Consider the following 26,019-nt stretch of genomic DNA (forward strand, 5'->3'; position numbering starts at 1 on the left):
TCTCCTGACTCATCGTGCCGACACATCCAGGTGCTCACGCAGATGCCGGAGCGTGCGAATCATATACTTTTCGACCATGTTCTTGGTCAAACCCATGCGCTCGGCGATCTCGGCCTGGCTCAGGCCTTCGAGCTTCTGCCAGATAAACACCCGGCGGCAGTTCAGCGGCAGCTCGGCCAACGCACGCTCGACGCTATCGGCCAGCTCCAGAGCGTGCATGTAGGCTTCCGGGTCGTCACTGCTGGCCACGCCTTCGTCGAAGGCTTCCAGCGCCAGGGCCTGGCGCCGGTCTTCGCGACGGAAACCATCCACGGCGATATTACGGGCGGTCTGGTGCAGGTAGGCGCGTGGCTGCTCGACTTGCTCGCACGGGTTTTCCAGTACTCGCACAAAGGCATCGTGAGCGAGGTCCTCGGCCTGCTGACGACTACGCAGCTTGCGCGTCCAGGTGCCGATCAGCTCATGGTAGTGGTCGAGGAAGCCTTTGTGTCCGGACACGTTCAGGGTCGTCAGGGAGGCGGATGAGGGTGCGAATAGTAATGTTTCTCATCAAAACCAGCAAATCCGCCAGTCGGTAACAAAAAATTTATCGTCTTTTTCATGTACGGCAGTGCCAGAAAATGTGGCCATAAATATGAACACCACAGGCCCCTTCGCGGGCAAACCCGTGCCCACAGGAATTGCCAAAACCCTGTGGGAGCGGGTTTACCCGCGAAGGGGTCAACGCGGTCTATTCCACAATTTTTTACGCTTGAAACACCCTGGGGAACATCAGCTCGTCATGCGAGTCGGTTATTCAACGGGTAGTGTGGCGATCCACGACGATCGCACCCGGATTGCCTGTTGATTCTGCATTCTTCACGCCCTAAAGTGCGCGCCGAACGTCCATGCTGGAAACGATCCATCCGGCTCAAGTACTGAGTAGGCGAACCAAAGTGGGGATACGGAGGACGTTCAGTTTGCAGCCACTTAATCTTTCAGTTTGCCCATGGAGTCCCTGAGCATGTCGATCCAGGTCGAAGACTATTTCGCGCGTGACACCTTCCAGAAAATGAAGGCGTTCGCCGACAAGCAGGAAACCCCGTTCGTACTCATCGACACCCAGATGATCAGCCAGGCCTACGACGACCTGCGTGCGGGTTTCGAGTTCGCCAAGGTGTACTACGCGGTCAAGGCCAACCCGGCCGTCGAGATCATCGACCTGCTCAAAGACAAAGGTTCGAGCTTCGACATCGCTTCGATCTACGAGCTGGACAAGGTCATGGACCGCGGTGTCAGCGCCGACCGCATCAGCTACGGCAACACCATCAAGAAGTCCAAGGACATCCGCTACTTCTACGAGAAGGGCGTGCGCCTGTATGCCACCGACTCGGAAGCCGACCTGCGCAACATCGCCAAGGCCGCACCGGGCTCGAAAGTCTACGTGCGTATTCTCACCGAAGGCTCGACCACTGCCGACTGGCCACTGTCACGCAAATTCGGCTGCCAGACCGACATGGCCATGGATCTGCTGATCCTTGCCCGTGACCTGGGTCTGGTGCCTTATGGCATCTCCTTCCATGTCGGTTCGCAACAGCGTGACATCAGCGTGTGGGACGCAGCCATCGCCAAGGTCAAGGTGATCTTCGAGCGCCTGAAGGAAGAAGACGGCATCGAGCTGAAGCTGATCAACATGGGTGGCGGCTTCCCGGCCAACTACATCACCCGTACCAACAGCCTCGAGACCTACGCCGAAGAGATCATCCGCTTCCTGAAGGAAGACTTCGGTGACGACTTGCCGGAAATCATCCTCGAGCCAGGCCGTTCGCTGATCGCCAACGCCGGTATCCTGGTCAGCGAAGTGGTACTGGTCGCACGCAAGTCGCGCACCGCCGTCGAGCGCTGGATCTACACCGACGTGGGCAAGTTCTCCGGCCTGATCGAAACCATGGACGAAGCGATCAAATTCCCGATCTGGACCGAGAAGAAAGGCGAAGCCGAAGAAGTGGTCATCGCCGGCCCGACCTGTGACAGCGCCGACATCATGTACGAAAACTACAAGTACGGCCTGCCGCTGAACCTGGCCATCGGTGACCGCCTGTACTGGCTGTCGACCGGTGCCTACACCACCAGCTACAGCGCAGTGGAGTTCAACGGCTTCCCGCCGCTGAAGGCCTACTACCTGTAATGCGAAACGGGGCCGAAAGGCCCCGTTTTATTTATGCTTCGCCTACTGCATCAGGATCCATCAGCTCGAGAATGAACTCGCTGGGCTCTGCCTCGCTGGGTTCCAGCATGCGCAAGAAGTCACTGGCCTCGGTCGAGTAGCTTTTCACTGTCTCGTAAGGGTTAAGCGACCACCAACTAAACCCCTGCTTTTTTCTCGTAGTCGTTACAACGACGCGCTTGCTGGCCGAAATGAACCGCGAGTCCAACGTTTGCAGCTTGATCTTGTGAAGGTTCGGGTAGCCTTCATATTCCACATCTTCCCGAATGATGCGACAGGCCGGCCCCGGCACGGGCATTTCCTCTGCAGCTTCCCGCAGTACGTTCTTGCCCGCACCCGTAATCTGCCGCCCGGCAGCCGAGCGAAATTCAAAAGCCGTTTCGCCCCCGATCTTGGGATGGGACAACTTGGCAATGGTGAAGCACTCCCCCTCGACATTGCTGAAAGCCACTTGTAGATAGCCATCACCATTGACAATCACGGGGTAGCGCACAGGGCCTTGAATCAACCACAACCGGCCATGCAGTTGCTGTTCGCTAAAGTCGCTCATGTACTGCTCCTTGAGTTAAGCCATATTGGCTGACGGCCAACTTACTCAATGCAGTAAAGCGTTCTAAGCGGCAGGCGCTTCCCACCTACTCGAAAGGTGGGGTGGAATAATCAACCCGTTGTTTACAGGTGCCCTCAATCTCCGCGCTGTTCAATTTCCTCTGCATAGCGCGCTGCAAAAGCCATGAATACCGGCCCTGCCCCCTGCAAGGTCACCAAGGCAGCGCGGAGAAAGTTCAGGTTGCCTTCGACCCGCGCCCGCTCCAGCCAAGGCACGGCCTCCGCCACTTGGCCGCGCTCGACCAGCACCAGCGCCAGGCTGAACATGCCACGAAAATCCCCCGCCTCGGCCGAACGCCGATACCAGCGCACCGCCCTTGCCGGGCTCGGCGCCGTGGCAATGCCCTGCTCCAGATAACGCCCATACAGATTCATAGACTTGGCATGCCCCAGCTGCGCCGCCTGCTCATAGCACATCAGTGCCTGCGCCTGATTGGCCGGCACCCCACGCCCGGTGGCCAGCAGGTTGCCGAGGTTGTACAAGCCCCAATCCAGCCCGGCATCGGCCGCACGAGCATAGTGGATGGCGGCCTGCGATGGGTCCACATCACCGCCCCAGCCATGCTCCAGGCAACGCCCAAGCATGTTATGGGCCATGGCACTGCCGCCCTGGGCGGCAATGCCGAACCAGCGCCTGGCAACAGCAGCATCCTGCTCGATGCCACGGCCATCGAGCAGGATCTGCCCGAGCAGCAACTGCGCCTCGACCATGCCCTCCCCCGCCGCGGCCAGGATCGCCTGGGCCGCCTTGCCGGGGCTGTGTTCGAGCATGGCCTGCAGGCCGCTAGCATCCACCACTTCTTCACGACGCAGCTGATAGGACACGGCTCAGACCTCGGCCCAGCGGCGCAGCAGGTTGTGGTAGGTGCCGGTCAGTTGCAGCAGGGACGGATGGTCCGGCACGTCGGCGGTGAGTTGCTGGATGGCGTTGTCCATTTCAAACAGCAGCGCCCGCTGGCTGTCCTCGCGCACCAGGCTCTGGGTCCAGAAGAACGCCGCGTAGCGCACGCCACGTGTGACCGGGTTGACCTTGTGCAAGCTGGTGCCGGGGTACAGCACCAGGTCACCGGCCGCCAGCTTGACCTGCTGCATGCCGTAAGTGTCCTGAATCACCAATTCGCCGCCGTCGTAGCTGTCCGGGTCGCTGAGGAACAGGGTCGAGGACAGGTCGGTGCGTACCCGTTCCGCGCTGCCCTTGGGCTGGCGCAGGGCATTGTCGATGTGGAAACCAAAGTTGCCGCCCTCGCGGTAGCAATTGATCAGCGGCGGGAACACCTTGTGCGGCAAGGCCGCCGACATGAAACGCGGGGTCTGCCACAAGCGGTCGATCAATGCGCTGCCGATTTCCTTGGCCAGCGGGTGCCCTTCCGGCAGCTGCAGGTTGTGCTTGGCCTTGGCCGACTGGTAGCCAGCAGTGACCTTGCCATCGGCCCAGTCAGTCTGCTCCAGCGCCTCACGGATACGGGCCAGTTCATCGGCGTCGAACAACCCTGGGATATGAAGCAGCATGGCGGCGGCACCGTTAAGACCTGTAAAGCACCAATGATATTGATTCCCTTTTACGCGGCACAAGCCCTGGCTGCGCATTAGACGATTCAGCGGTCATAAACCGTAAAGAGAATATGTAAAGAATGTAAATTTCTAGCGAATGGTAACGAGTCTCAATTGTGCCTGACAAACCCTTACATTAATATCCGCGGCCTTCACACCTTGGGGAAGGCCAATAACAATGCGTCACGTACCATCTGCAGTGAGCTCACCACGCCTGATCGTTTCGGCCATCGGGGTCGCCCTCAGCGCTTCGGGCGCCTATGCCGCCGACCCGGCCGCCAGCAATGCCGTCACCCTCGACGCCACCAGCGTCAATGGCAAGGCTGAGCAGGCCAATACCGATTACAAAGTCGAGAAGGCCTCCTCGCAGAAGTACACCGCACCGCTGGTGGACACCCCGCGCTCAATCACCGTGATCCCGCAGCAAGTGATCAAGGACACCAACGCCCTGACCCTGCAGGACGCCCTGCGCACCGTACCCGGCATCACCTTCGGTGCCGGCGAAGGCGGCAACCCGCAAGGCGACCGCCCGTTCATCCGCGGCTTCGACGCCCAGGGTGACACCTACCTGGACGGCGTGCGCGATACTGGAGCCCAGACCCGCGAAATCTTCGCCATCGAATCGGTCGAAGTGGCCAAGGGCCCGAACTCGGCTATCGGCGGCCGTGGCGCCGCCGGCGGCACCATCAACCTGGTGAGCAAGCGCGCGCACCTTGGCAACTCGCTCGACGGCGCCTGGACCTGGGGCAGCGACCAGACCCAGCGCTACACCTTCGATGGTAACTACCAGTTCAGCGACACCGTTGCCGGCCGCCTGAACCTGATGACCCACGAAAGCAACGTCGCCGGCCGCGACAAGGTCAACTACGACCGCTGGGGTATCGCCCCGTCGCTGGCCTTCGGCCTGGGCACCGCGACCCGCGTCAACCTCGACTACTACCACCTGGAAAGCGACGACCTGCCGGATTCGGGCATTCCGTATAGCATCCCGACCGCTGGCAGCGCCGCACGCACTTCTGCTCACCCGAGCAAGCCGAACGACGGTGGCAACAGTGACAACTTCTACGGCCTGACCGACCGCGACTTCCGCAAGACCCGCGTCGACATCGCCACCTTCTCCATCGAGCACGACCTGACCGAAGCGCTGACCATCAAGAACACCTTCCGTCACGGCAACAGCATGCAGGACTACATCCTGACCCAGCCCGACGACAGCAAGGGCAACGTCAACAACGGCAGCGTCTGGCGCCGCGCCAACACCCGTGTTGGCAACACCGCCACCACCACCAACCAGACCGACCTGTTTGGTGAGTTCTACCTCGGCGGCCTGAAGAACAGCTTCTCCACCGGTATCGAGCTGAGCCGCGAAGAAAGCGACCGTGAAACCTACGACGTCAACACCGACACCGTCCCCGGCGGCGCAGCGAACACCAATTGCACCCCGGGCATGATCGGTTCGACCAGCGGCTACAACTGCACCTCGCTGAGCAACCCGAACCCGGACGACCCATGGAACGGTTCCATCGCCCGTAACTACGCCGGCACCAACACCAAGAGCAACACCCGGGCCATCTACGTGTTCGATACCCTCGAACTGTCGCCACAATGGCTGCTGAACATGGGCCTGCGTTACGACCACTTCGACACCCAGTACCGCGGCTACAACGCCGACGGCAGCACTGCGGTCAGTAGCAAGGGCATCGTCTCGAAGGGCAAGGACACCAGCGAGTTCGTCACCGGCCAGCTCGGCCTGGTATGGAAACCGGCCGACAACGGCAGCATCTACGTGTCCTACGCGACCTCGGCCACCCCGCCAGGGGCCTACCTCGGCGAAGGCATGGAAGGCAACCCGCTGGGCAACACCACCGATCGCAGCGGCAACCTGCTGAGCAGCGACATGGAGCCGGAAGAAACCACCAACTACGAAATCGGCACCAAATGGGACCTGTTCAACGAGCGTCTGTCCCTGGCTGCCGCCCTATTCCGCACCGAGAAGGAAAACGCCCGCGTTCAGGTGAACACCACCACTTACGAAAACGTCGGCGAAACCCGGGTGCAGGGCATCGAACTGTCGGCCAGCGGCAAGATCACCGACAAGTGGCAAGTATTCGCCGGCTACACCTACATGGAAGCGCGTCAGATCGACGGAGGCCCGCTGGGCAAGGCCAACGACGGCAACCAGCTGCCGAACACGCCGAACAACAGCGCCAGCCTGTGGACCACCTATTCGATCACGCCGAAGCTGACCGTCGGTGGCGGCGCCTTCTATGTGGATGATGTGTACGGCAGCGTAGCCAACACCACCATGGTCGATAGCTATGTGCGCTATGACGCCATGGCCGCCTACAAGCTGACCAAGAACGTCGACCTGCAGCTGAACGTGCAGAACCTGACCAACGAGGTGTATTACGACAAGGCCTTCTCCACCCATTTCGCCAACCAGGCGGCAGGGCGGACAGCACTGTTGACCACCAGCGTCCACTTCTGACGAAACACCGCCGAGCCCCGTTCATACCTGTGAGCGGGGCTTTTGCGTATCAAGGCATAATGCACCCCGCGGGGTCTGTGGCAGCAACACAAGGTGAGAGACGTGGTGAAGAAGACGCTGTTCCAACTGCACTGGTTCTTTGGCATCACCGCCGGCCTGGTGCTGGCCTTGATGGGCGTCACCGGTGCGCTGTACTCATTCCAGGAAGAGCTGCTGCGCGCCTTCAACGCCGATGTGCTGAAGGTCGAGGTACGCGCCGAGGGCGTGCTGCCAATGGGCGAGTTGGTGCGCCGGGTCGAGGCCGAGCAAGGCGACAAGGTGTCGATGCTGTGGGTCGACGTGCGCGAAGGCAACGCCGCGCGGGTGTTCTTCACCCCGCCACCGGGCGAGCGCCGCGGCGCGCTGCGCTACGCCGACCCCTACACTGGCGAGCTCAAGGGTGATGCGGCCGGCCAAGGCTTCTTCAACCTGATGCTGACCCTGCATCGCTTCCTCGCCATGGGCGACACCGGCCGGCAGATCACCGGGGCCTGCACCCTGATGCTGGTGTTCTTCTGCCTGTCCGGCCTGTACCTGCGCTGGCCGCGCAAAGCGCTGAAATGGCGCACCTGGCTGACCTTCGACTGGGCCAAGAAAGGCCGCGCCTTCAACTGGGACCTGCACGCTGTGGCCGGGACCTGGTGCCTGCTGTTCTACCTTCTGTTCGCACTGACCGGGCTGTTCTGGTCCTACGAATGGTACCGCTCGGGCCTGAACAAGCTGCTGGCTGACGAACCCGCCGCCGGCCAACAGCAGAAACGTGGCGAAGGCCGTGGCCGCCACGGGCCGCCCAGGGTCGACAAGAACGCCCCGCCGCTGGTGGTCGACTACGATGCCATCTGGGCCAACCTCAAGGACGCCGCCGGCCCTGGCCTGGCCATGTACAACCTGCGCCTGCCGCCGGCAGGTGGCCAGCCGGCCAACCTGTTCTACCTCCCCGAAGACGCCGCACACCCGCGCGCGTTCAACACCCTGGTGCTCGACCCCGCCACTGGCCAGGTGAAAAGCCAGGACCGCTACAGCGACAAATCCTTCAAGGCGCAGCTGCTGCAGAGCGTCTACGCCCTGCACGTCGGCGAATACTTCGGCCTGCCGGGCCGCATCATCGTCACCATCGCCAGCCTGACCATGCCGCTGTTCTTCGTCACCGGCTGGCTGCTGTACCTCGACCGCCGCCGCAAGAAGCGCCAGGTCCGTGCCGCCCGCGGCACTGTCCACGGCAACCCGGCCAGCGCCGACAGCTGGCTGATCGGCTTCGCCAGCCAGAGCGGTTTCGCCGAGCAACTGGCCTGGCAGAGCGCCGGGCAGTTGCAGGCAGCCGGCTTGCCGGTACAAGTGCGCGCCCTGGCCGATCTGGGTGAAGAAGACCTGCGCCAGGCTCGCCGTGCCTTGTTTGTGGTCAGTACCTTCGGCGATGGCGAGGCGCCTGACAGTGCCCGTGGCTTCGAACGAAAGATCCTCGGCCAACCGTGGGCGCTGAACAACCTCAGCTATGCCCTGCTCGCCTTGGGTGACCGTCAGTACCCGCACTTTTGCGGCTTTGCCCGAAGGCTGCAGGCCTGGCTGGGTGATCGTGGCGCCAGCAGCGCCTTCAGCCCGGTGGAAGTCGACAACGCCGATCAGGCCGCACTGCAGCAGTGGCAGCAGGAACTGGCGCAACTGACCGGCGCCCAGCCTGTCAGCGCCTGGCAGCCGCCGAGTTTCGGCAGCTGGACGCTGGTGCAACGCGATCTGCTCAACCCCGGCAGCCAAGGGCAGCCGGTCTACCTGCTGGGTCTGCGCCCCGAGCAACCCGCCAGCTGGGAGGCCGGTGACCTGGTGGAAATCCTGCCGCTCAATGGCCAGCCACGGATCGACACCTTCCTGCACGGTATGGCGCTGGACGCAAAAGCGCTGGTGCAAGTCGGTGGCTTGCAGGAGACCTTGAGCCAGGCATTGGCTGGCCGCCAATTGCCGAGCCGCCGAGACCACCTGCTTGGCCTGCAACCGCAGGCACTGATCGATGCGCTGGTGCCGATCGGCAGCCGCGAATACTCAATCGCCTCGATCGCCAGCGATGGCGTGCTGGAACTGATCGTGCGCCAGGAGCGCCACGCCGACGGCAACCTGGGCCTAGGCTCCGGCTGGCTGACAGAGTACTTGCCGTTGAACGGCACGCTGAGCCTGCGCCTGCGGCGCAACAGCGGTTTCCACCTGCCGGACACCTCGGCGCCGATGATCCTGATCGGCAACGGCACCGGCCTGGCGGGCCTGCGCAGCCTGATCCGAGCGCGGGTCAATGCCGGTGAGCAGCGCAACTGGCTGCTGTTCGGCGAGCGCAACAGGGCCCATGACCTGCTGTGTGGCGCAGAGCTGCAGGGTTGGCTCGACAACGGCGACCTGGCGCGGTTGGACCTGGCGTTCTCGCGGGATCAGGCAGAGAAAGTCTATGTGCAGGATGTGCTGCTGCAGCACGCCGAGGAATTCAAGCGCTGGGTAGCTGATGGTGCTTGCATATATGTCTGCGGAAGCCTGCAAGGCATGGCTGCGGGGGTAGATGCGGCACTCAGCGGCATCCTCGGGGAGGAGGCAGTGCAGCAGTTGATTGAGGATGGGCGGTATCGGCGGGATGTGTATTGATTTGAGATGGGTGTAAGCAGGGCCGGCCCTTTCGCGGGGCAAGCCCGCTCCTACAAGGATAGCGCTGAGCCTGTAGGAGCGGGCTTGCCCCGCGAAAGGGCCTGGCCTGCGTTAGTGCAACTCGAAGGTATCGGCATCCAGGTTGGCTGGGAACTTGGTGCGGTAGGCGGCCAGATCCGCCGCACTCAGCACTGCGGTGAATACCCCGTCCGCCTCTCCCGCGCTGAGCAGGCTCTCGCCCTGGAAGTCCAGCACCTGGCTGTCGCCGGAGTAGGCAAAGCCCTTACCGTCCGTCCCCACCCGGTTCACCGCCGCCACATAGCACAGGTTCTCGATCCCCCGCGCCGGCAACAGGCGGTTCCAATGCTGGCGGCGTGCCGCGGGCCAGTTGGCGGTGTACAGCAGCAGGTCGGTGTCCTGAGCATCACAACTCCACACCGGGAAGCGCAGGTCGTAACAGATCAGAGGGCGCACTCGCCAGCCCTTGACCTCGAACTGAACCTGGCGCTCGCCGGGGGTGTAGTGCTTGTGCTCACCCGCCATGCGGAACAAGTGACGCTTGTCGTAATGCAGGATCTCGCCATCCGGCCGCGCCCACAGCAGGCGGTTGCGGTGGCTGCCGTCGGCGGCCTGGATGATCACGCTGCCGGTTATTACCGCATCGATGCGCTTGGCCTGGGCCTTGAGCCATTTGTAGGTCGGGCCGTTCTCGGGCTCGCACAAGTCTTGCGACTGCATCGAGAACCCCGTGGTGAACATCTCTGGCAGGACCACCAGGTCGCTGCCGCGGGCCTGGTCAAGCAGCACCTCGAAATGCGCGTAGTTGGCCTCGCGGTCATGCCACGCCAGGGTGGTCTGGACCAGGGCGACTTTCAGGTTGGGCAGTGCACTCAGATCGCGCATAGTTTTTCCGCTGCCTGACGCAGCGTCTCCTCACGTTTGGCAAAGCACAGGCGCACCAGGCGTTGCTCGGGGATGGGTTGCTGGTAGAACACAGACACCGGGATGGTCGCTACACCATGCTCACGGGTGAGCCACAGTGCCATGTCGACATCGTTCAGGTCCGGGCGGATCTGCGAGTAGTCCACCAGCTGGAAGTAAGTGCCCGCTGTGCGGGTAAAACTGAAACGTGAGCCTTCGAGCAGGTCGCAGAACAGGTCGCGCTTGGCCTGGTAGAAGGCCGGCAGTTCATCAATGTGCTCCGGGTGCTCGGCCATGAAGTCGGCCAACGCGCACTGCAGGGGCGTCACACCACAGAAGTTGACGTACTGGTGCACCTTGCGCAGCTCGGCGCTCAAGGCCGGTGGTGCGATCACGTAGCCGGTTTTCCAGCCGGTGACGTGGTACGTCTTGCCGAACGAGCTGATGACGAAGGCTTTTTCGTAGAGCGCCTCGTGGGCAAGCACGCTGGCGTGGCGTACGCCGTCGTAGACCAGGTGTTCGTAGACTTCGTCGCTGATCAGGTAGATATCACGCGCGGCGATCAGCTGGGCCAGCTGGTCGAGGTCTTCACGGCTGATCAGCGCGCCACTGGGGTTGTGCGGTGAATTGAGGATCACCATGCGCGTGCGCGGGCTCAAGGCATCGCTGAACTTCTGCCAGTCGATGCGAAAGTCACCGTCGCTCAGTTGCACATGCACACAACGCCCGCCTGCCAGCTCCACGGAGGGCTCATAGCTGTCGTAGCAGGGATCGAAGACGATCACTTCGTCCCCAGCATGGATGACCGCCTGGATGGCACAGAAGATCGCTTCGGTGGCGCCTGGCGTAATGGTCACTTCATGGTCGGCATCGACCTGGGCGCCATACAGCCGCGCGACCTTGGCTGCCACCTGTTGGCGCAGGGCCGGCAGGCCGGTCATCGGCGAATACTGGTTATGCCCGGCGGCCACGTGCCGGCCGACTGCATCGAGCAGCGCCTGCGGGCCGTTGAAGTCGGGGAAGCCTTGCGACAAGTTGAGCGCACCGGTCTGCACGGCGAGCTGGGACATGGTGGTGAAGATGGTCGTGCCGACATTCGGCAGTTTGCTGCGGATCATGGAGCCCTCTTTCCTGGGGTGTATCCGGCACGGGGTGGAGTCCGAGCATAGCGGATCGAGCGGTCAGGAAAAAGGTTGAAACAATGGGTATTGCGCTGGATCAACGGGCCTCTTCGCGGGCTAGCCCGCGAAGAGGCATACGCGGAATCAGCGCTTGTCGCGGCGCTTCTTCTCAGCCTTCTTGTGGTGCGACATCAGGCGGCGCTTCTTGTTGACCTGGCGATCGGTGAGGGTGTTTTTCTTGCCCTCGTACGGGTTCTCACCGCCTTTGTACTCGATACGGATCGGCGTACCGACCAGCTTCAGCACGCGGCGGTAGGTGTTTTCCAGGTAGCGCGAGTACGACTTGGGAATGCTCTCGGTCTGGTTGCCGTGGATCACGATCAGCGGCGGGTTGGCACCACCGAGGTGGGCATAGCGCAGCTTGATGCGGCGGCCGTTGACCAGCGGTGGCTGGTGCTCGCTGACAGCATCTTCGAGGATCTGCGTCAGGCGGCTGGTTGGCCAGCGGGTCACAGCCGAGGTGAACGCGGCCTGCACCGACTTGTACAGGTTGCCCACGCCGGTGCCGTGCAAGGCGGAGATGAAGTGGATGTCGGCGAAGTCGACGAAGAACAGCCGGCGCTCCAGCTCGGTCTTCACGTAAGCGCGCTCACCCGGCTCCATGCCATCCCACTTGTTCAGGGCGATGACGATGGCGCGGCCGGCCTCGAGGGCGAAGCCCAGCAGGTTCAGGTCATGGTCGACCACGCCCTCACGGGCGTCCATGACGAAGATGACGACGTTGGCGTCCTTGATCGCCTGCAGCGTCTTCACCACCGAGAACTTTTCGACTTCCTCGTGGATCTTGCCGCGCTTGCGCACACCGGCAGTGTCGATGAAGGTGTACTTGTCGCCATCACGCTCGAACGGGATGTAGATACTGTCACGGGTAGTACCCGGCTCGTCATACACCACCACGCGCTCTTCGCCGAGCATGCGGTTGACCAGGGTCGACTTGCCAACGTTCGGGCGGCCGATGATGGCGATCTTGATGCCATCTTTCTCGCTTGGGCCAGGAATGCGCACGGCCTCCTCGCCTTCTGCGACGTCCTGGTCAAGGGCTTCTTCCTCGGCGTCACGCGGCAGGTGGCCCAGCACGGCTTCCATCAAGGCGCTGATACCACGGCCCTGAGAGCCCGCCACCGGAATGGCGTTGCCCATGCCCATCGGCGAGAACTCGGCACGCGCAACATCGGGGTCGATGTTGTCGATCTTGTTGGCCACCAGAATCGCCGCCTTGTTGCGCTTGCGCAGGTGCTCGGCAATCATCTGGTCGGCGGCGGTCATGCCGGCACGGGCGTCGACCAGGAACAGCACATAGTCGGCTTCTTCGATGGCCATGAGCGACTGCTCGGCCATCTTCTCGTCCATGCCCACTTCGTCACCGGTGATACCGCCGGTGTCGATCAGGATGAAGGAACGACCTTGCCAGCTGGCATCACCATACTGGCGGTCACGGGTCAGGCCCGACAGGTCACCGACGATGGCATCGCGGGTTTTGGTCAGGCGGTTGAACATGGTGGATTTGCCGACGTTCGGGCGGCCCACCAGGGCAATTACGGGAACCATCGGCTCTCCACTCTTGAATTCTTGAAAATGCAAAGGCCGCTGCAAGGCAGCGGCCGGAGTTCGGGCGGCGTGTCCTACGCCGCGGCTTGAAGCCCGCCAAGGCTTCAAGCATAGCTTCAGCGGATGGTCAGTGCCTCGAGCTTGCCGCTGTTGCCGAAGACGTAGATGGTGTCGCCGACCACAAGTGGGCGGGCGCGCAGGCCATCGCTGTCGATACGCTCACGGCCGACGAAGCGGCCATCGACCTGGCTCAGCAGGTGCAGGTAACCCTCGAAGTCACCGACAGCCACGTAGCTGGAGAACACTTCAGGCGCGGTCAACTGACGGCGGGCCATCGAATCGTTGGTCCACAGCGCGCTGGAAGAGCGCTCGTCGACACTTTCAACGGTACCGGTGGCTTCGCTGACATAGACGTTGCCGTAGCCCTGGGCAACACCCACGTAGCTAGAGGCATCGCGCTGCCACAGCACACGGCCGCTTTCCAGGTCCAGGCCGGCAACGCGGCCTTGGTAGGTGCTGACGTACAGGGTACCACCGGACAGCAGTAGGCCGCCGTCGATGTCGACCACGCGGTCCAGCTCGGAACGGCCCTGCGGGATGGCCACGCGGCTCTCCCACACTGGCACGCCGTTGTTGATGTCCACCGCCACCACTTTGCCGGTGGACAGGCCGGCGACGGCCAGACGGTTGGTGGCGATCGGCGCGCCGGTGCCACGCAGGGTCAGCACGGCCGGGGTGTTTTCGTAGATCCAGCGGCGGTCGCCGGTGCTGGCGTCAAGGCCGATCAGGCGATCGTCCTGGGTCTGCACCACGACGACGTCACCGTTGTTGGCCGGCGGTGCCAGCACTTCACTGGTCACACGCGAGCGCCAGCGCTCTTCACCGGTGCTGGAGTCCAGGGCAACCACTTCACCCTTGAGGGTGCCGAGCATCACCAGGCCATAGCCCACGCCGACAGCGCCGGAAACCGGCAGCTCGAGGTCCTTCTTCCACACCACATCACCGGTGATGCGGTCGAGGGCGAAGACTTCGCCGTTGACGTCGGAGGCGTAGATACGGTCGTTTTCGATGGCCGGAACCAGGGTGTTGTAGGTTTCACCCTGGCCGTCACCAATCGAACGGCTCCACTGCTTTTTCAGCACCACTTCTTCGGTGAACTTGGTCAGCTCGGCCGGAGGCAGTTCCTTCTTGCTGTTGCTGCTGCAACCTGCGGCCAGCACGGCCAGGGTCAGCACTGCTGCTTGTTTCCAACCGATCACTTACGCGTCCCCTTTGGCCAGGTCATCCAGCTTCAGTTGCAGGCCACCGACCGCTGCTTCGTCAGACAGCGCGGCCTTGGCTTTTTCGTAGGCACTGTGGGCATCGTCACCGCGGCCCAGCTGCACCAGCAGGTCACCCTTCAACTCTTCACGGCTGGCCAGGAATGCCTTGTCAGCATCGCCGTCGAGCAGCTTGAGGGCCTCTTCGGCCTTGTTCTGGGCGGCGAGCACCCGCGCCAGGCGCTGGCGCGAAATTTCGCCGAGGGTGACGTCGGCCGGCTTGTCCAGCACACCCTTCAGCTCGGTAGCGGCGTCGTCGAGCTTGCCGCTCTCGACCGCGACCTTGGCCACGAACAGGCTGCCATACTGGGCGTACGCAGTACCGCCAAACTCGCTCTTGAGCTTGCCTGCCAGCTCCGCAACCTTGGTTGCGTCTGGCTGACCGTTCGGCGTCAGGCTGGTCTCAAGCAATGCCTGATACAGCTGAGAGGCACCTTGCGACTGGTTGCTCTGGTACTTGTGCCAGGTGTTCCAGCCCAGCACCACCACACCGGCCAGCAATGCGCCAGTCAGCAGCGGTTTGCCGTTGCGGTTCCACCAGTCCTTGACCCCTGCCAGGTCATCATCATCGGTACTCGACACCCCAATACTCCTTTTCGCCTATTCGCTTGTTGAACCGCGTTACGCCTGGGCGATCGCGGTTTCCAGGTGCTCAGCAAGAGCATCCCAGGCAATGTTCTGTTGTTCGCCCTGACCACGCAGGGGCTTCAGGCCGATCTCTTGCTTGGCCAGTTCGTCGTCGCCGAGGATCAGGGCAAACAAGGCGCCGCTCTTGTCGGCTTTCTTGAACTGGCTTTTGAAGCTGCCACCACCGGCGTTGACCGCCAGGCGCAGGCCCGGCAAGCGATCGCGCAGGCTTTCGGACAGGCGCAGGCCGGCCAGTTCCGCCTGCTCGCCGAAGGCACACAGGTAAACGTCGATGGTGCGGTTGATCGACTCGGGGACCTTGCCGAGGGTTTCCAGCAGCAGGATCAGGCGCTCGATACCCATGGCAAAACCAACGCCAGTGGTCGGCTTGCCGCCCATCTGCTCGACCAGGCCGTCGTAACGACCACCGGCACAGACGGTGCCCTGGGCGCCGAGCTTGTCGGTGACCCACTCGAACACGGTCTTGCTGTAGTAGTCCAGGCCGCGTACCAGCTTGGTGTTGATTACGAACGGGATACCCGCGGCGTCGAGACGTGCCTTGAGGCCCTCGAAGTGCACGCGGGAATCTTCGTCCAGGTAGTCTTCCAGCTTCGGCGCGCCGACCAGCACCGCCTGGGTGCCCTGGTCCTTGCTGTCGAGAATGCGCAGCGGGTTGCTCTTGAGGCGGCGCTGGCTGTCTTCGTCGAGCTGCTCCAGGCGCGCTGAGAGGAAATCGACCAACGCGTCACGGTAGCGGGCACGGGCTTCGCTGGTGCCCAGGCTGTTGAGCTCGAGCTTGACCGCGTCCTGGATACCCAGCAGGCCCCACAGGCGCCAGGTGAGCATGATCAGCTCGGCGTCGATGTCCGGACCGTCCAGGTTGAACACTTCCACGCCAATCTGGTGGAACTGGCGGTAGCGGCCCTTCTGCGGGCGCTCGTGGCGGAACATCTGGCCGATGTACCAGAGCTTCTGCACCTGGCCGTTGCCGGTGATGCCATGCTCCAGCACGGCGCGCACGCAGGCGGCGGTGCCTTCTGGGCGCAGGGTGAGCGAATCGCCGTTGCGGTCTTCGAAGGTATACATCTCTTTTTCGACGATGTCGGTGACTTCACCAATCGAGCGCTTGAACAGCTCGGTGAACTCGACGATCGGCGTGCGGATCTGGCTGTACCCGTAGGTATCCAGCAGGCCGGCGACGGTGCCTTCGAAGTAGCGCCAGAGCGGCGACTGCTCTGGCAGGATGTCGTTCATGCCACGGATGGCTTGCAGCGATTTGCTCACGAAAAGTCCTTACGAATCTGTGTGTCAGCTGCGGGCGATCAGCGCCGCGTCAGCCTCGACCTTTTCGGCCGCTTTCTGGCGGATGAGCTTCTCCAGCTCATCGACCAGGTTGTCATTGGTCAGTTTCTGCGCCGGCTTGCCGTCGATGTAGATCAGGTTCGGCGTGCCACCGGTCAGGCCCACGTGGGCTTCCTTGGCTTCGCCGGGGCCGTTGACCACGCAACCGATCACCGCCACGTCCAGCGGCACCAGCAGGTCTTCCAGGCGCCCTTCCAGCTCGTTCATGGTCTTGACCACATCGAAGTTCTGCCGCGAACAGCTCGGGCAGGCGATGAAGTTGATGCCACGCGAACGCAGGTGCAGCGACTTGAGGATGTCGTAGCCGACCTTCACTTCCTCGACCGGGTCGGCCGCCAGCGAGATACGGATGGTATCGCCAATGCCTTCGGCCAGCAGCATACCGAGGCCGACGGCGGATTTCACCGTTCCCGAGCGCAGACCACCGGCTTCGGTGATCCCCAGGTGCAGCGGCTGGATAATCTGCTTGGCCAGCAGGCGGTAGGCTTCAACGGCCATGAACACGTCGGAGGCCTTGACGCTGACCTTGAAGTCCTGGAAGTCCAGGCGGTCGAGGTGCTCGACGTGACGCAGGGCCGATTCGACCAGCGCGGCCGGGGTTGGCTCGCCGTACTTCTTCTGCAGGTCCTTTTCCAGGGAACCGGCGTTGACGCCGATACGGATCGGGATACCGCGGTCGCGGGCAGCATCGACCACCGCGCGCACGCGGTCTTCACGGCCGATGTTGCCGGGGTTGATGCGCAGGCAATCGACGCCAAGCTCTGCCACACGCAGGGCGATCTTGTAGTCAAAATGGATATCGGCAACCAGCGGCACGCTTACCCGCTGCTTGATCTTGCCGAACGCCTCGGCGGCGTCCATGTCCGGCACCGAGACGCGGACGATGTCGACGCCGGCATCGACCAGGCGCTGAATCTGCGCCACGGTGGCCATGACATCGTTGGTGTCGGTGTTGGTCATGCTCTGCACAGCGATGGGGGCATCACCACCCACCGGCACATTGCCGACCCAGATTTTGCGGGATTCGCGACGTTTGATCGGAGATTCGCCGTGCATGACTTACTGTCCCAACTTCAGGCGAGCGGTCTCGCCACTGGTGAACGGGGCAACATCGACGGCCTGGCCGTTGTAGCTGACCTGGGCGCCACGGGCAAAGCCCAGGCGTACAGCGAACGGCGGCTTGCCGTTCAGCTCGAGGTTGTCCCCCTTGCGCTTGATAGCGCTGAACAGCACCTTGCCGTTGCCATCGGACACCTGGGTCCAGCAATCGGCAGTGAACTGTATTGCAACCTTGGCGCTGCCGGCCGGCACCGCCGCAGGGGCGGCAGGCTCGACGGCGGCGACCGCTGGCACGCTGGCCACTGGCGCAGCCGGCGCTGCTGGTGCCGGGGCTGGCGCGGCAGCATGAACGGGTGCCTGCTGAACCGGGGCGGGAGCAGGTGCAGATGCAGTGGTCGCAGGGGCGGTTTCAGCAGCCGCCTCGGCAGGGGCCTGCTCCAGTGGCAGCGGTGCGCTCTCAGGTTGCTGGCCTGCGGTCACTGCCTGATCTTCAGGCTCGTCCAGCGGGTGGATCTGGGTGGTGCCGTCGGCGCTTTCGACTTCTACATGCTCAAGGGCCATCTTGGCCAGGTCCTTGCCCTTCATGCTGCCCTGGTCCTGCCACCAGATGAAGCTGCCGCCAACCACGGCGACCAATAGCAACAGGGTGACGCCGCGCATGATGTTGTGCGACAGGCGCACCGGTTCTTCGATACGACCCAGCGAATGCACTTCGCTGCCCTTGGCGTGGGTGCCGGTGTACTGGTCGAAGGCCTCGACCAGCGATGCCTGGTCCATGTCCATCAATTTGGCGTAGGCGCGGATGTAACCACGAGCGAAGGTGTGCCCGGGCAGCTTGTCGAAGGCGCCGGTTTCCACGTGGTTCAACGAACTTACGGTGAGGTTGAGCTTGCGGGCCACCTCGGCTTGCGACCACTCCCGACTCTCGCGGGCCTGGCGCAACAGCTCACCGGGGTTCTGGCCAGTCGCTGCTGCTACTTCGGGATGCGCGGCTTTCATCGTTGCTCCGACAGGTATTGCTGATATTCCGGCGTACCGGGATAAAGTCGTTGTAATTGCTGGCCCAGATCGGCCAGGGTGCCCTGCTCGTCGAACACCCGGGCAAGGCGGCTGCCCAGCAAAAGGCTACGGGCGTCTTGATCGCTCAACTGGCTGAAACGATCGTAGTAGTCTCGGGCCGGCACATAATGCCTGTTTTCGTAGGACAACTCAGCCATTTCCAGCAACGCTCTGGGCTGGCGACGGTTGAGTTGCAGGGCCTTGGTCAGATACGCATGCGCCTGGTCGCGATCGTCGAGCTTCAAGGCCGTCAGGCCAAGGTTCTCGTACACCCGCGAACGTTCAGGATACAGGGTATCGGCACTGGCCAGGCGAAACATCTGCTCGGCTTCGGCAAAACGTTGCTGAGCATATAGGAAACTGCCGTAATTGTTGCGAATTCGCGTGTCGCCCGGGCGGGATGCCAGCGCTTTCTTGAAGTGGGCCTCGGCAAGGGCAGGCTCGGCTTCGGTTTGGAACACCATGGCCAGGGCCGTGTGGGCGTCGGCATCATCGGCATCCAGCGCCAAGGCCTTGCCCAAGGGGGCCTTGGCCTGCTGGGTCAAACCTTGTTGCAAATATCCCAGACCAAGTTGCGTGTAGGCCCGCCCCGCCTCCGCCCGCCCCTGGCGGTTGGCCAGGGGATCGCCCGCGCCGCCCGACACGCAGCCGGCCAGCAGCGAAAGCGCAAGGATCGACAGCGCAGCGCGCAGGCTCATGGCAAGGCCGGACTCAGTGGCTCACGGCGCTGTCTTGCAGCTCGGCGTCAGCGGACAGCTGGCGGACGGCGATGTAGCGCTCGCTGCGGCGGGTACGGTCGTTGACCTGGCCGACCAGCTGACCACAGGCGGCGTCGATATCGTCGCCACGGGTGGTGCGGGTGGTGACGTTGAAGCCGCCGTGGTGCAGCAGGTCCTGGAAGCGGCGGATCGCGTTGTTGCTCGGCCGCTCGTAGCCCGAATGCGGGAACGGGTTGAACGGGATCAGGTTGATCTTGCACGGTACGTCGCGCAGCAGTTCGATCATCTGCGCCGCATGCTCGGGCTGGTCGTTGACGTCCTTGAGCAGGGTGTACTCGATGGTCAGCACGCGCTTGCCGCCAAGGGTCGACATGTAGCCCATGCACGATTCCAGAAGCATCTTCAGCGGGTACTTCTTGTTGATCGGCACCAGCTGGTTGCGCAGTTCGTCGTTCGGCGCATGCAGCGACAGCGCAAGGGAGACGTCGATGTGCTTGGCCAGTTCGTCGATCATCGGCACAACGCCCGAGGTGGACAGAGTGACGCGACGCTTGGAAATGCCATAGCCAAGGTCATCCATCATGATGTGCATGGCGGCGATGACGTTGTCGAAGTTCAGCAGGGGCTCGCCCATGCCCATCATCACCACGTTGGTAATCGCGCGGTCGATCTTGGCAGGGACGGTCCCGAAGGATTTGTTCGCAAGCCACACCTGGCCGATCACTTCGGCGGCGGTGAGGTTGCTGTTGAAGCCTTGCTTGCCGGTGGAGCAGAAGCTGCAGTCCAGGGCGCAGCCGGCTTGCGACGAAACGCAGAGGGTACCGCGGTCGTCGGTGGGAATATAGACGGTCTCGACGCAGCTGCCGGAGGCAACGCGGATCACCCATTTACGGGTGCCGTCGGCGGAAATGTCTTCACTGACCACTTCCGGGGGGCGAATCTCGGCAACGGCCTCGAGCTTTTCGCGCAAGACCTTGCCTACGTTGGTCATGGCCGCAAAGTCGGACACGCCAAAATGGTGAATCCATTTCATCACCTGACCGGCACGGAAGCGCTTCTCCCCTATCGAGTCGAAGAACTTTTCCATTTCCGGCTGGGTCAGCCCCAACAGGTTGATTTTGCCAGTAGATGTCGTCATGGATTCACCCTCACCCGTAAGCTTTCGCTTAGCGAGTGGTTACCTCGGTAGCAGCGAAGAAGTAAGCGATTTCGCGAGCAGCGGCAGCTTCGGAGTCCGAACCGTGAACGGCGTTGGCGTCGATCGACTCGGCGAAGTCAGCACGGATGGTGCCTGGAGCAGCTTCTTTAGGGTTGGTAGCGCCCATCAGCTCACGGTTCAGAGCGATGGCGTTTTCGCCTTCCAGAACCTGAACAACGACTGGTCCGGAAGTCATGAAGGCAACCAAGTCACCGAAGAAGCCACGAGCGCTGTGCTCGGCGTAGAAGCCTTCGGCTTCGGCTTTGGACAGTTGCTTGATTTTCGAGGCAACGATTTTCAGGCCGGCTTCTTCGAAGCGGGTGGTGATCTTGCCGATAACGTTTTTGGCAACGGCGTCAGGCTTGATGATCGAGAAAGTACGTTGAACAGCCATGGAAAACTCCAGAATATTGAGTGTTACAAAAATTAAACCCGCGAATTATACGCGGGTTCCAGGGGATTGCCTAACCTGCAGCGTCGCGCTTAGTCGGCTTCTTCAATCCAGGCCGCCTGGATGGCCTCGAGCACTTTCTCACCGCCACGTGACGGATCGTCGCTGAATTCTGGCAAGGCCAGCACCCAGCGGTGCAGATCGACGAAATTCACATATTTAGGATCGACTTCCGGCTTGCTTTCTGCAAGCTGAATGGCGATCTCAAGTACATCAATCCATTTCAAGCTCATCGGGCAAACCTCAGTGCGGCGCTTCGGCAGCGTGGTTGAGCGTATATTTGGGCAGTTCGATGGTGAGGTCGTCCTCACCGACGATCACCTGGCAAGCGAGGCGCGATTGCGCCTCCAGCCCCCAGGCCTTGTCCAGCATATCCTCTTCCAGCTCGTCGGCTTCCTCGAGCGAGTCGAAGCCTTCGCGCACGATGCAGTGGCAGGTGGTGCAGGCGCACACGCCGCCACACGCACTTTCCATTTCGATGTGGTGCTCGTGGGCCAGCTCAAGGATGTTGGTCCCTGGCTCCACCTCGACCACCAGCCCGTCCGGGCAGAACTTCTCGTGCGGCAGGAAAATCACCTGGGGCATCGGTTACTCCTCGATCTCATTCAGGTTGCGCCCGGCCAGTGCGGCTTTGACCGTCGAATCAAGGCGACGGGCGGCAAAAGCATCGGTCACCTGCGACAGACGCTTGGTCTGTTGCTCGATGGCCGCGCCATCGGTGCCGCTGAGCAAATCACGCAATTCTTGCATCTGGTACTCGATAGCTACCCGCTCGTCTTCGCTGAGCAGGCGCTCACCGTCGGCGTCCAGGGCGCCCTGCACCGCTTCAAGCAGGCGTTCGCCGTCGACCTGGTGCTCACGCAGTTGGCGCGCCTGCTTGTCAGAACCTGCGTACTCGAAGGAATCCTTGAGCATGCGGGCAATCTCACCATCAGTCAGGCCGTAGGACGGCTTGACCTGGATGCTGGCTTCCACGCCCGAGCCCAATTCACGGGCGGCAACGCTGAGCAGACCATCTGCATCGACCTGGAAGGTCACGCGAATCTTGGCGGCACCGGCAACCATGGCCGGTATACCGCGCAGCTCAAAGCGCGCCAGGGAGCGGCAGTCGCTGATCAGCTCGCGCTCACCCTGCAGGACATGGATCATCATGGCCGACTGGCCGTCTTTGTAAGTCGTGAATTCCTGGGCGCGGGCCACCGGAATGGTGGTGTTGCGCGGGATCACCTTCTCCATCAGCCCACCCATGGTCTCGAGGCCCAGGGAAAGCGGGATCACATCAAGCAGCAGCAGCTCACCCCCTTCGCGGCGGTTGCCAGCCAAGGTGTCGGCCTGAATGGCGGCGCCGATGGCCACCACCTGGTCCGGGTCGATCGACGTCAGCGGGGTGCGGCCAAACAGCGCACCCACGGCTTCGCGCACACGCGGCACACGGGTAGAGCCACCGACCATCACCACTGCGCCCACTTCCTCCAGCTCGACGCCACTGTCGCGTACGGCGCGGCGACAGGCTTTCAGGCTGCGCGCCACCAGGGGCTCGATCATGGCTTCGAAGGCGGTGCGGCTCAGCTCGCCAGACCAGGCGCCATGGCTGACGCGGACAGTATCAGCGTCGGTCAGGGCTTCCTTGGCGGCGCAGGCGGCCTGCAGCAGCTGGCGCTGGGTGGCCGGGTCGAGATCGGCGGACAGGCCAGCCTGCTCGATGATCCAGCCAGCGATGGCGTGGTCGAAATCGTCGCCGCCCAGGGCGGTATCGCCACCGGTAGCCAGCACCTCGAACACACCGGCAGTCAGGCGCAGGATCGAGATATCGAAGGTACCGCCACCCAGGTCATAGATAGCCACCAGACCTTCAGCGTTCTGGTCCAGGCCATAGGCCACGGCAGCGGCGGTCGGCTCGTTGAGCAGGCGCAACACGTTCAGGCCGGCCAGGCGCGCGGCATCCTTGGTGGCTTGGCGCTGGGCGTCGTCGAAATAGGCCGGCACGGTGATCACCGCGCCCACCAGCTCACCACCCAAGGTGGCTTCGGCACGCTCGCGCAGCACCTTGAGGATGTCAGCGGACACTTCCACCGGGCTTTTCGGCCCCTGGACGGTGTCGATGAACGGCATGTGCGATTCGCCGCCAATGAAGCGGTACGGCAGCTGCTCGCCGAGCTGTTTCACGTCTGCCAGGCCACGGCCCATCAGGCGCTTGACCGACAGCACGGTGTTCAGCGGGTCGCTGGAGGCCGCCTCACGCGCGGCCAGGCCGACTTCGTTGTGGCCAGCCAGGTAACGCACTGCCGACGGCAGAATGACGTTGCCCTGCGCATCGGGCAGGGGCTCGCTGCGACCGCTGCGCACGGCAGCGACCAGAGAATTGGTGGTACCCAGGTCGATCCCCACCGCCAGGCGACGCTGGTGCGGCTGAGGGCTTTGACCGGGTTCGGCGATCTGCAGTAGGGCCATGCTTATCTGAATACCTTAGGCGTCATCACGGGCGACACCGGGTTAATCGTCGAGGCGCTCTTCCAGTTGGCGCACTTCTTGGGCGAGCTTGTCGAGGAACTGCATGCGGCGCATCAGGCGCTCGGCCTTGTCGCGCTCGGCAGGCACATCCCAGCAGGCGGCGAAATCCTCGTTCAGCGTGTCCTGTGCGCCCTTCAGGCGCTTCTTGAACACGGCCACGCCATCGAGGTCGGCTTCGTCCTGCAGTTCTTCGAGCTCTTCGCGCCACTGCATCTGCTGCAACAGGAAGTCCGGGTCATGGACCGTGACTTCCTGGGGCACTTCGTGGCCACCGATGGCCAGCAGGTAGCGGGCACGGCGCGGCGCACTGCGCAGGGTCTGGTAGGCGTCGTTGAGGGCCGCGGACTTTTCCAACGCTACCCGCTGCTCGCGCTCGGAAGCATCGGCGAAGCGGTCCGGATGGACCTCGCGGGCCAGCTCGCGATAGCGAGTGGCCAGCTTGTCGAGGTCCAGACGGAAGCAGGGCTGGAGGTCAAACAGAGCGTAATGACAAGGAGTACCCACGGCCAGCCTCAAACGTTGAAGCTTTCGCCGCAGCCACACTCACCGCGCACGTTGGGGTTGTTGAACTTGAAGCCTTCGTTCAACCCTTCCTTGACGAAGTCCAGCTCGGTACCGTCGAGGTAGACCAGGCTCTTGGGATCAATGATCACCTTGACGCCATGGTTCTCGAAAACGGTGTCTTCATCCGCCAGCTCGTCGACGAACTCCAGCACGTAGGCCAGGCCCGAGCAGCCGGTGGTGCGCACGCCCAGGCGAATGCCCTCACCCTTGCCGCGCCCGTCGAGGGAGCGGCGAATGTGGTTGGCGGCGGCTTCTGTCATGCTGATAGCCATCGGAACTCCTTGACTCTTACCTTGCAACGGGCGGCTTAGATCAAGCCTTTCTTCTGCTTGTAGTCGCGAACGGCTGCCTTGATGGCATCTTCGGCGAGTACCGAGCAGTGGATCTTCACTGGCGGCAGCGCCAGTTCTTCCGCCAGCTGGGTGTTCTTGATGGTTTCGGCTTCGTCCAGGGTCTTGCCCTTCATCCACTCGGTGGCGAGGGAGCTGGAGGCGATGGCCGAACCGCAACCGTAGGTCTTGAATTTGGCATCTTCGATGATGCCTTGCTCGTTGACCTTGATCTGCAGACGCATCACGTCACCGCACGCTGGGGCGCCGACCATGCCAGTACCGACATCCGGGTCCTCGGCGTTCATCTTGCCGACGTTGCGTGGGTTTTCGTAGTGGTCGATGACCTTTTCACTGTATGCCATGGTGCAATTCCTTCCTCATCAGGGAGCCGCTCTTGCCGGCGACTGCTTAGTGGGCGGCCCACTCGATCTTGGAGATGTCAACGCCGTCTTTGTACATGTCCCACAGCGGCGACAGCTCACGCAGTTTGTTAACCGCCATGCAGACTTGCTGCGCGGCGTAGTCGACTTCTTCTTCGGTGGTGAAGCGGCCGAAGGAGAAGCGGATCGAGCTGTGCGCCAGCTCGTCGTTACGACCCAGAGCGCGCAGTACATACGATGGCTCGAGCGAAGCGGAGGTACAGGCCGAGCCGGACGATACGGCGATGTCCTTCAGGGACATCAGCAGCGACTCGCCTTCGACGTAGTTGAAGCTCAGGTTCAGGTTGTGCGGTACGCGGGCAGTCTTGCTGCCGTTGACGTACAGTTCTTCGAGGTCCGAGACCTGCTTGAAGAAGCGGTCGCTCAGGGCCTTGATGCGCACGTTCTCGGCGGCCATTTCCTGCTTGGCAATGGCGAAGGCTTCGCCCATGCCGACGATCTGGTGGGTCGGCAGGGTGCCCGAACGCATGCCGCGCTCATGGCCACCGCCGTGAATGATGGCTTCCAGACGCACGCGCGGCTTGCGGCTGACGTACAGCGCGCCGATACCTTTAGGGCCGTAGACCTTGTGCGCGGAGAACGACATCAGGTCGACCTTCAGCTTCTGCAGGTCGATCTCAACCTTGCCGGCCGACTGGGCGGCGTCGACGTGGAACAGTACGCCGCGCGAACGGGTCAGTTCACCGATGGCGGCGATGTCGTTGATCGAGCCGACTTCGTTGTTCACGTGCATCAGCGAGACCAAAATGGTGTCGTCGCGCAGAACAGCTTCGACCATGGCCGGGGTGACGATGCCGTCTTCACCCGGCTCCAGGTAGGTGACTTCAAAACCTTCACGCTCGAGCTGGCGAGCGGTGTCCAGGACCGCCTTGTGCTCGATCTTGGAGGTGATGATGTGCTTGCCCTTGCTCTGATAGAAATGCGCCACGCCTTTCAGCGCGAGGTTGTCAGACTCGGTGGCACCGCTGGTCCAGACGATTTCGCGCGGGTCGGCGTTGATCAGCTCGGCAACCTGGCGGCGGCCGTTCTCGACCGCTTCTTCGGCCTTCCAGCCGAATACGTGGGAACGCGAGGCCGGGTTACCGAAGTTGCCGTCGACCAGCAGGCAGTCGGCCATCTTCTGGGCGACGCGAGGGTCGACCGGCGTGGTAGCGGAGTAATCGAGGTAGATCGGCAACTTCATGGGTATCTCCTATCAGGCGGTGGCGTCGCTCGT

The 26,019-nt window shown here is 62.6% G+C and carries 25 protein-coding genes; 3 read left to right on the plus strand and 22 right to left on the minus strand.

Translation table 11 applies throughout. The features are described 5' to 3' along the window. Positions 1-9: 9 nt before the first annotated feature. Positions 10-498, minus strand: a complete 489-nt coding sequence (locus APH28_RS17250; protein ID WP_060511384.1) for a sigma-70 family RNA polymerase sigma factor — start codon at positions 496-498, stop codon at positions 10-12. Positions 499-1,003: 505 nt separating this feature from the next. Between APH28_RS17250 and APH28_RS17255 the strand changes: the two genes are divergently transcribed. After that, complete coding sequence (locus APH28_RS17255) at positions 1,004-2,167, plus strand: type III PLP-dependent enzyme (protein ID WP_060511386.1); 1,164 nt, start codon at positions 1,004-1,006, stop codon at positions 2,165-2,167. A gap of 31 nt (positions 2,168-2,198) precedes the next feature. On the opposite strand, the gene APH28_RS17260 is transcribed toward APH28_RS17255, so the two are convergent. The 3 genes from APH28_RS17260 to APH28_RS17270 all read right to left on the minus strand — a co-directional run bounded on the left by APH28_RS17260 (position 2,199) and on the right by APH28_RS17270 (position 4,324). Beyond that, positions 2,199-2,756, minus strand: coding sequence for a hypothetical protein (locus tag APH28_RS17260; protein WP_060511388.1), 558 nt, complete (start codon positions 2,754-2,756; stop codon positions 2,199-2,201). 134 nt (positions 2,757-2,890) lie between these two features. Next, positions 2,891-3,640 carry a tetratricopeptide repeat protein gene (locus tag APH28_RS17265; protein ID WP_060511390.1) on the minus strand — a complete coding sequence of 250 codons (750 nt, stop codon included), beginning with the start codon at positions 3,638-3,640 and terminating at the stop codon, positions 2,891-2,893. Positions 3,641-3,643: 3 nt separating this feature from the next. Further along, a complete protein-coding gene (locus tag APH28_RS17270; RefSeq protein ID WP_060511392.1) occupies positions 3,644-4,324 on the minus strand; it encodes a Fe2+-dependent dioxygenase in 681 nt (226 codons plus the stop codon). A gap of 220 nt (positions 4,325-4,544) precedes the next feature. Here APH28_RS17270 and APH28_RS17275 point away from each other — a divergent pair, with 220 nt between their 5' ends. Both APH28_RS17275 and APH28_RS17280 read left to right on the plus strand, forming a co-directional pair. Further along, positions 4,545-6,854, plus strand: coding sequence for a TonB-dependent siderophore receptor (locus APH28_RS17275; protein WP_060511394.1), 2,310 nt, complete (start codon positions 4,545-4,547; stop codon positions 6,852-6,854). A 102-nt stretch (positions 6,855-6,956) separates the two neighbouring features. Then, entirely contained in the window at positions 6,957-9,512 is a 2,556-nt protein-coding gene (locus tag APH28_RS17280) for a sulfite reductase flavoprotein subunit alpha (RefSeq protein WP_060511395.1), read from the plus strand. Positions 9,513-9,623: 111 nt separating this feature from the next. Here APH28_RS17280 and APH28_RS17285 read toward each other — a convergent pair whose 3' ends face one another. The 18 genes from APH28_RS17285 to APH28_RS17370 form a co-directional block, all read right to left on the minus strand. Continuing rightward, a complete protein-coding gene (locus APH28_RS17285; RefSeq protein ID WP_060511397.1) occupies positions 9,624-10,415 on the minus strand; it encodes an amidohydrolase in 792 nt (263 codons plus the stop codon). Beyond that, complete coding sequence (locus tag APH28_RS17290; RefSeq protein ID WP_060511398.1) at positions 10,403-11,551, minus strand: pyridoxal phosphate-dependent aminotransferase; 1,149 nt, start codon at positions 11,549-11,551, stop codon at positions 10,403-10,405. The genes APH28_RS17285 and APH28_RS17290 overlap by 13 nt, the downstream gene beginning before the upstream one ends. A gap of 147 nt (positions 11,552-11,698) precedes the next feature. Then, positions 11,699-13,162, minus strand: a complete 1,464-nt coding sequence (der, locus tag APH28_RS17295) for a ribosome biogenesis GTPase Der (protein WP_060511400.1) — start codon at positions 13,160-13,162, stop codon at positions 11,699-11,701. 116 nt (positions 13,163-13,278) lie between these two features. Then, the gene (gene bamB / locus APH28_RS17300; protein ID WP_060511402.1) at positions 13,279-14,421 is read right to left on the minus strand and encodes an outer membrane protein assembly factor BamB; all 1,143 of its coding nucleotides are present in this window, start codon (positions 14,419-14,421) and stop codon (positions 13,279-13,281) included. Beyond that, the gene (locus APH28_RS17305; protein WP_060511404.1) at positions 14,422-15,063 is read right to left on the minus strand and encodes a tetratricopeptide repeat protein; all 642 of its coding nucleotides are present in this window, start codon (positions 15,061-15,063) and stop codon (positions 14,422-14,424) included. 39 nt (positions 15,064-15,102) lie between these two features. Beyond that, a complete protein-coding gene (gene hisS, locus APH28_RS17310) occupies positions 15,103-16,392 on the minus strand; it encodes a histidine--tRNA ligase (RefSeq protein WP_060511406.1) in 1,290 nt (429 codons plus the stop codon). Between the two features lie 24 nt (positions 16,393-16,416). After that, positions 16,417-17,526 carry a flavodoxin-dependent (E)-4-hydroxy-3-methylbut-2-enyl-diphosphate synthase gene (gene ispG, locus APH28_RS17315; protein WP_060511408.1) on the minus strand — a complete coding sequence of 370 codons (1,110 nt, stop codon included), beginning with the start codon at positions 17,524-17,526 and terminating at the stop codon, positions 16,417-16,419. Between the two features lie 3 nt (positions 17,527-17,529). Then, positions 17,530-18,528 (minus strand): RodZ domain-containing protein, encoded by a 999-nt coding sequence (locus APH28_RS17320; RefSeq protein ID WP_060511410.1) that lies wholly within the window; start codon positions 18,526-18,528, stop codon positions 17,530-17,532. Continuing rightward, positions 18,525-19,286 carry a type IV pilus biogenesis/stability protein PilW gene (gene pilW, locus APH28_RS17325; RefSeq protein WP_060511412.1) on the minus strand — a complete coding sequence of 254 codons (762 nt, stop codon included), beginning with the start codon at positions 19,284-19,286 and terminating at the stop codon, positions 18,525-18,527. The genes APH28_RS17320 and pilW overlap by 4 nt, the downstream gene beginning before the upstream one ends. Before the next feature lie 13 nt (positions 19,287-19,299). Continuing rightward, the gene (rlmN, locus tag APH28_RS17330) at positions 19,300-20,445 is read right to left on the minus strand and encodes a 23S rRNA (adenine(2503)-C(2))-methyltransferase RlmN (protein ID WP_060511414.1); all 1,146 of its coding nucleotides are present in this window, start codon (positions 20,443-20,445) and stop codon (positions 19,300-19,302) included. A gap of 28 nt (positions 20,446-20,473) precedes the next feature. Beyond that, positions 20,474-20,899, minus strand: a complete 426-nt coding sequence (ndk, locus tag APH28_RS17335) for a nucleoside-diphosphate kinase (RefSeq protein WP_011532343.1) — start codon at positions 20,897-20,899, stop codon at positions 20,474-20,476. Positions 20,900-20,988: 89 nt separating this feature from the next. Next, positions 20,989-21,189, minus strand: coding sequence for a Fe-S cluster assembly protein IscX (gene iscX / locus APH28_RS17340; RefSeq protein ID WP_016393987.1), 201 nt, complete (start codon positions 21,187-21,189; stop codon positions 20,989-20,991). Positions 21,190-21,199: 10 nt separating this feature from the next. Then, positions 21,200-21,541, minus strand: a complete 342-nt coding sequence (gene fdx, locus APH28_RS17345; RefSeq protein WP_027920278.1) for an ISC system 2Fe-2S type ferredoxin — start codon at positions 21,539-21,541, stop codon at positions 21,200-21,202. A 3-nt stretch (positions 21,542-21,544) separates the two neighbouring features. Beyond that, positions 21,545-23,407 carry a Fe-S protein assembly chaperone HscA gene (hscA, locus tag APH28_RS17350; protein ID WP_060511416.1) on the minus strand — a complete coding sequence of 621 codons (1,863 nt, stop codon included), beginning with the start codon at positions 23,405-23,407 and terminating at the stop codon, positions 21,545-21,547. Between the two features lie 42 nt (positions 23,408-23,449). Continuing rightward, entirely contained in the window at positions 23,450-23,971 is a 522-nt protein-coding gene (hscB, locus tag APH28_RS17355; protein ID WP_016501398.1) for a co-chaperone HscB, read from the minus strand. An 8-nt stretch (positions 23,972-23,979) separates the two neighbouring features. Continuing rightward, positions 23,980-24,303 carry an iron-sulfur cluster assembly protein IscA gene (gene iscA, locus APH28_RS17360; protein WP_060511418.1) on the minus strand — a complete coding sequence of 108 codons (324 nt, stop codon included), beginning with the start codon at positions 24,301-24,303 and terminating at the stop codon, positions 23,980-23,982. A 35-nt stretch (positions 24,304-24,338) separates the two neighbouring features. Continuing rightward, on the minus strand, positions 24,339-24,725 hold the full coding sequence (gene iscU, locus APH28_RS17365; RefSeq protein ID WP_007929523.1) for a Fe-S cluster assembly scaffold IscU: 387 nt from the start codon (positions 24,723-24,725) through the stop codon (positions 24,339-24,341). Between the two features lie 46 nt (positions 24,726-24,771). After that, positions 24,772-25,986 (minus strand): IscS subfamily cysteine desulfurase, encoded by a 1,215-nt coding sequence (locus APH28_RS17370; protein WP_060511420.1) that lies wholly within the window; start codon positions 25,984-25,986, stop codon positions 24,772-24,774. Between the last annotated feature and the right edge of the window lie 33 nt (positions 25,987-26,019).

It is taken from the genome of Pseudomonas sp. NBRC 111124 (assembly GCF_001320245.1).
Taxonomy (GTDB): domain Bacteria; phylum Pseudomonadota; class Gammaproteobacteria; order Pseudomonadales; family Pseudomonadaceae; genus Aquipseudomonas.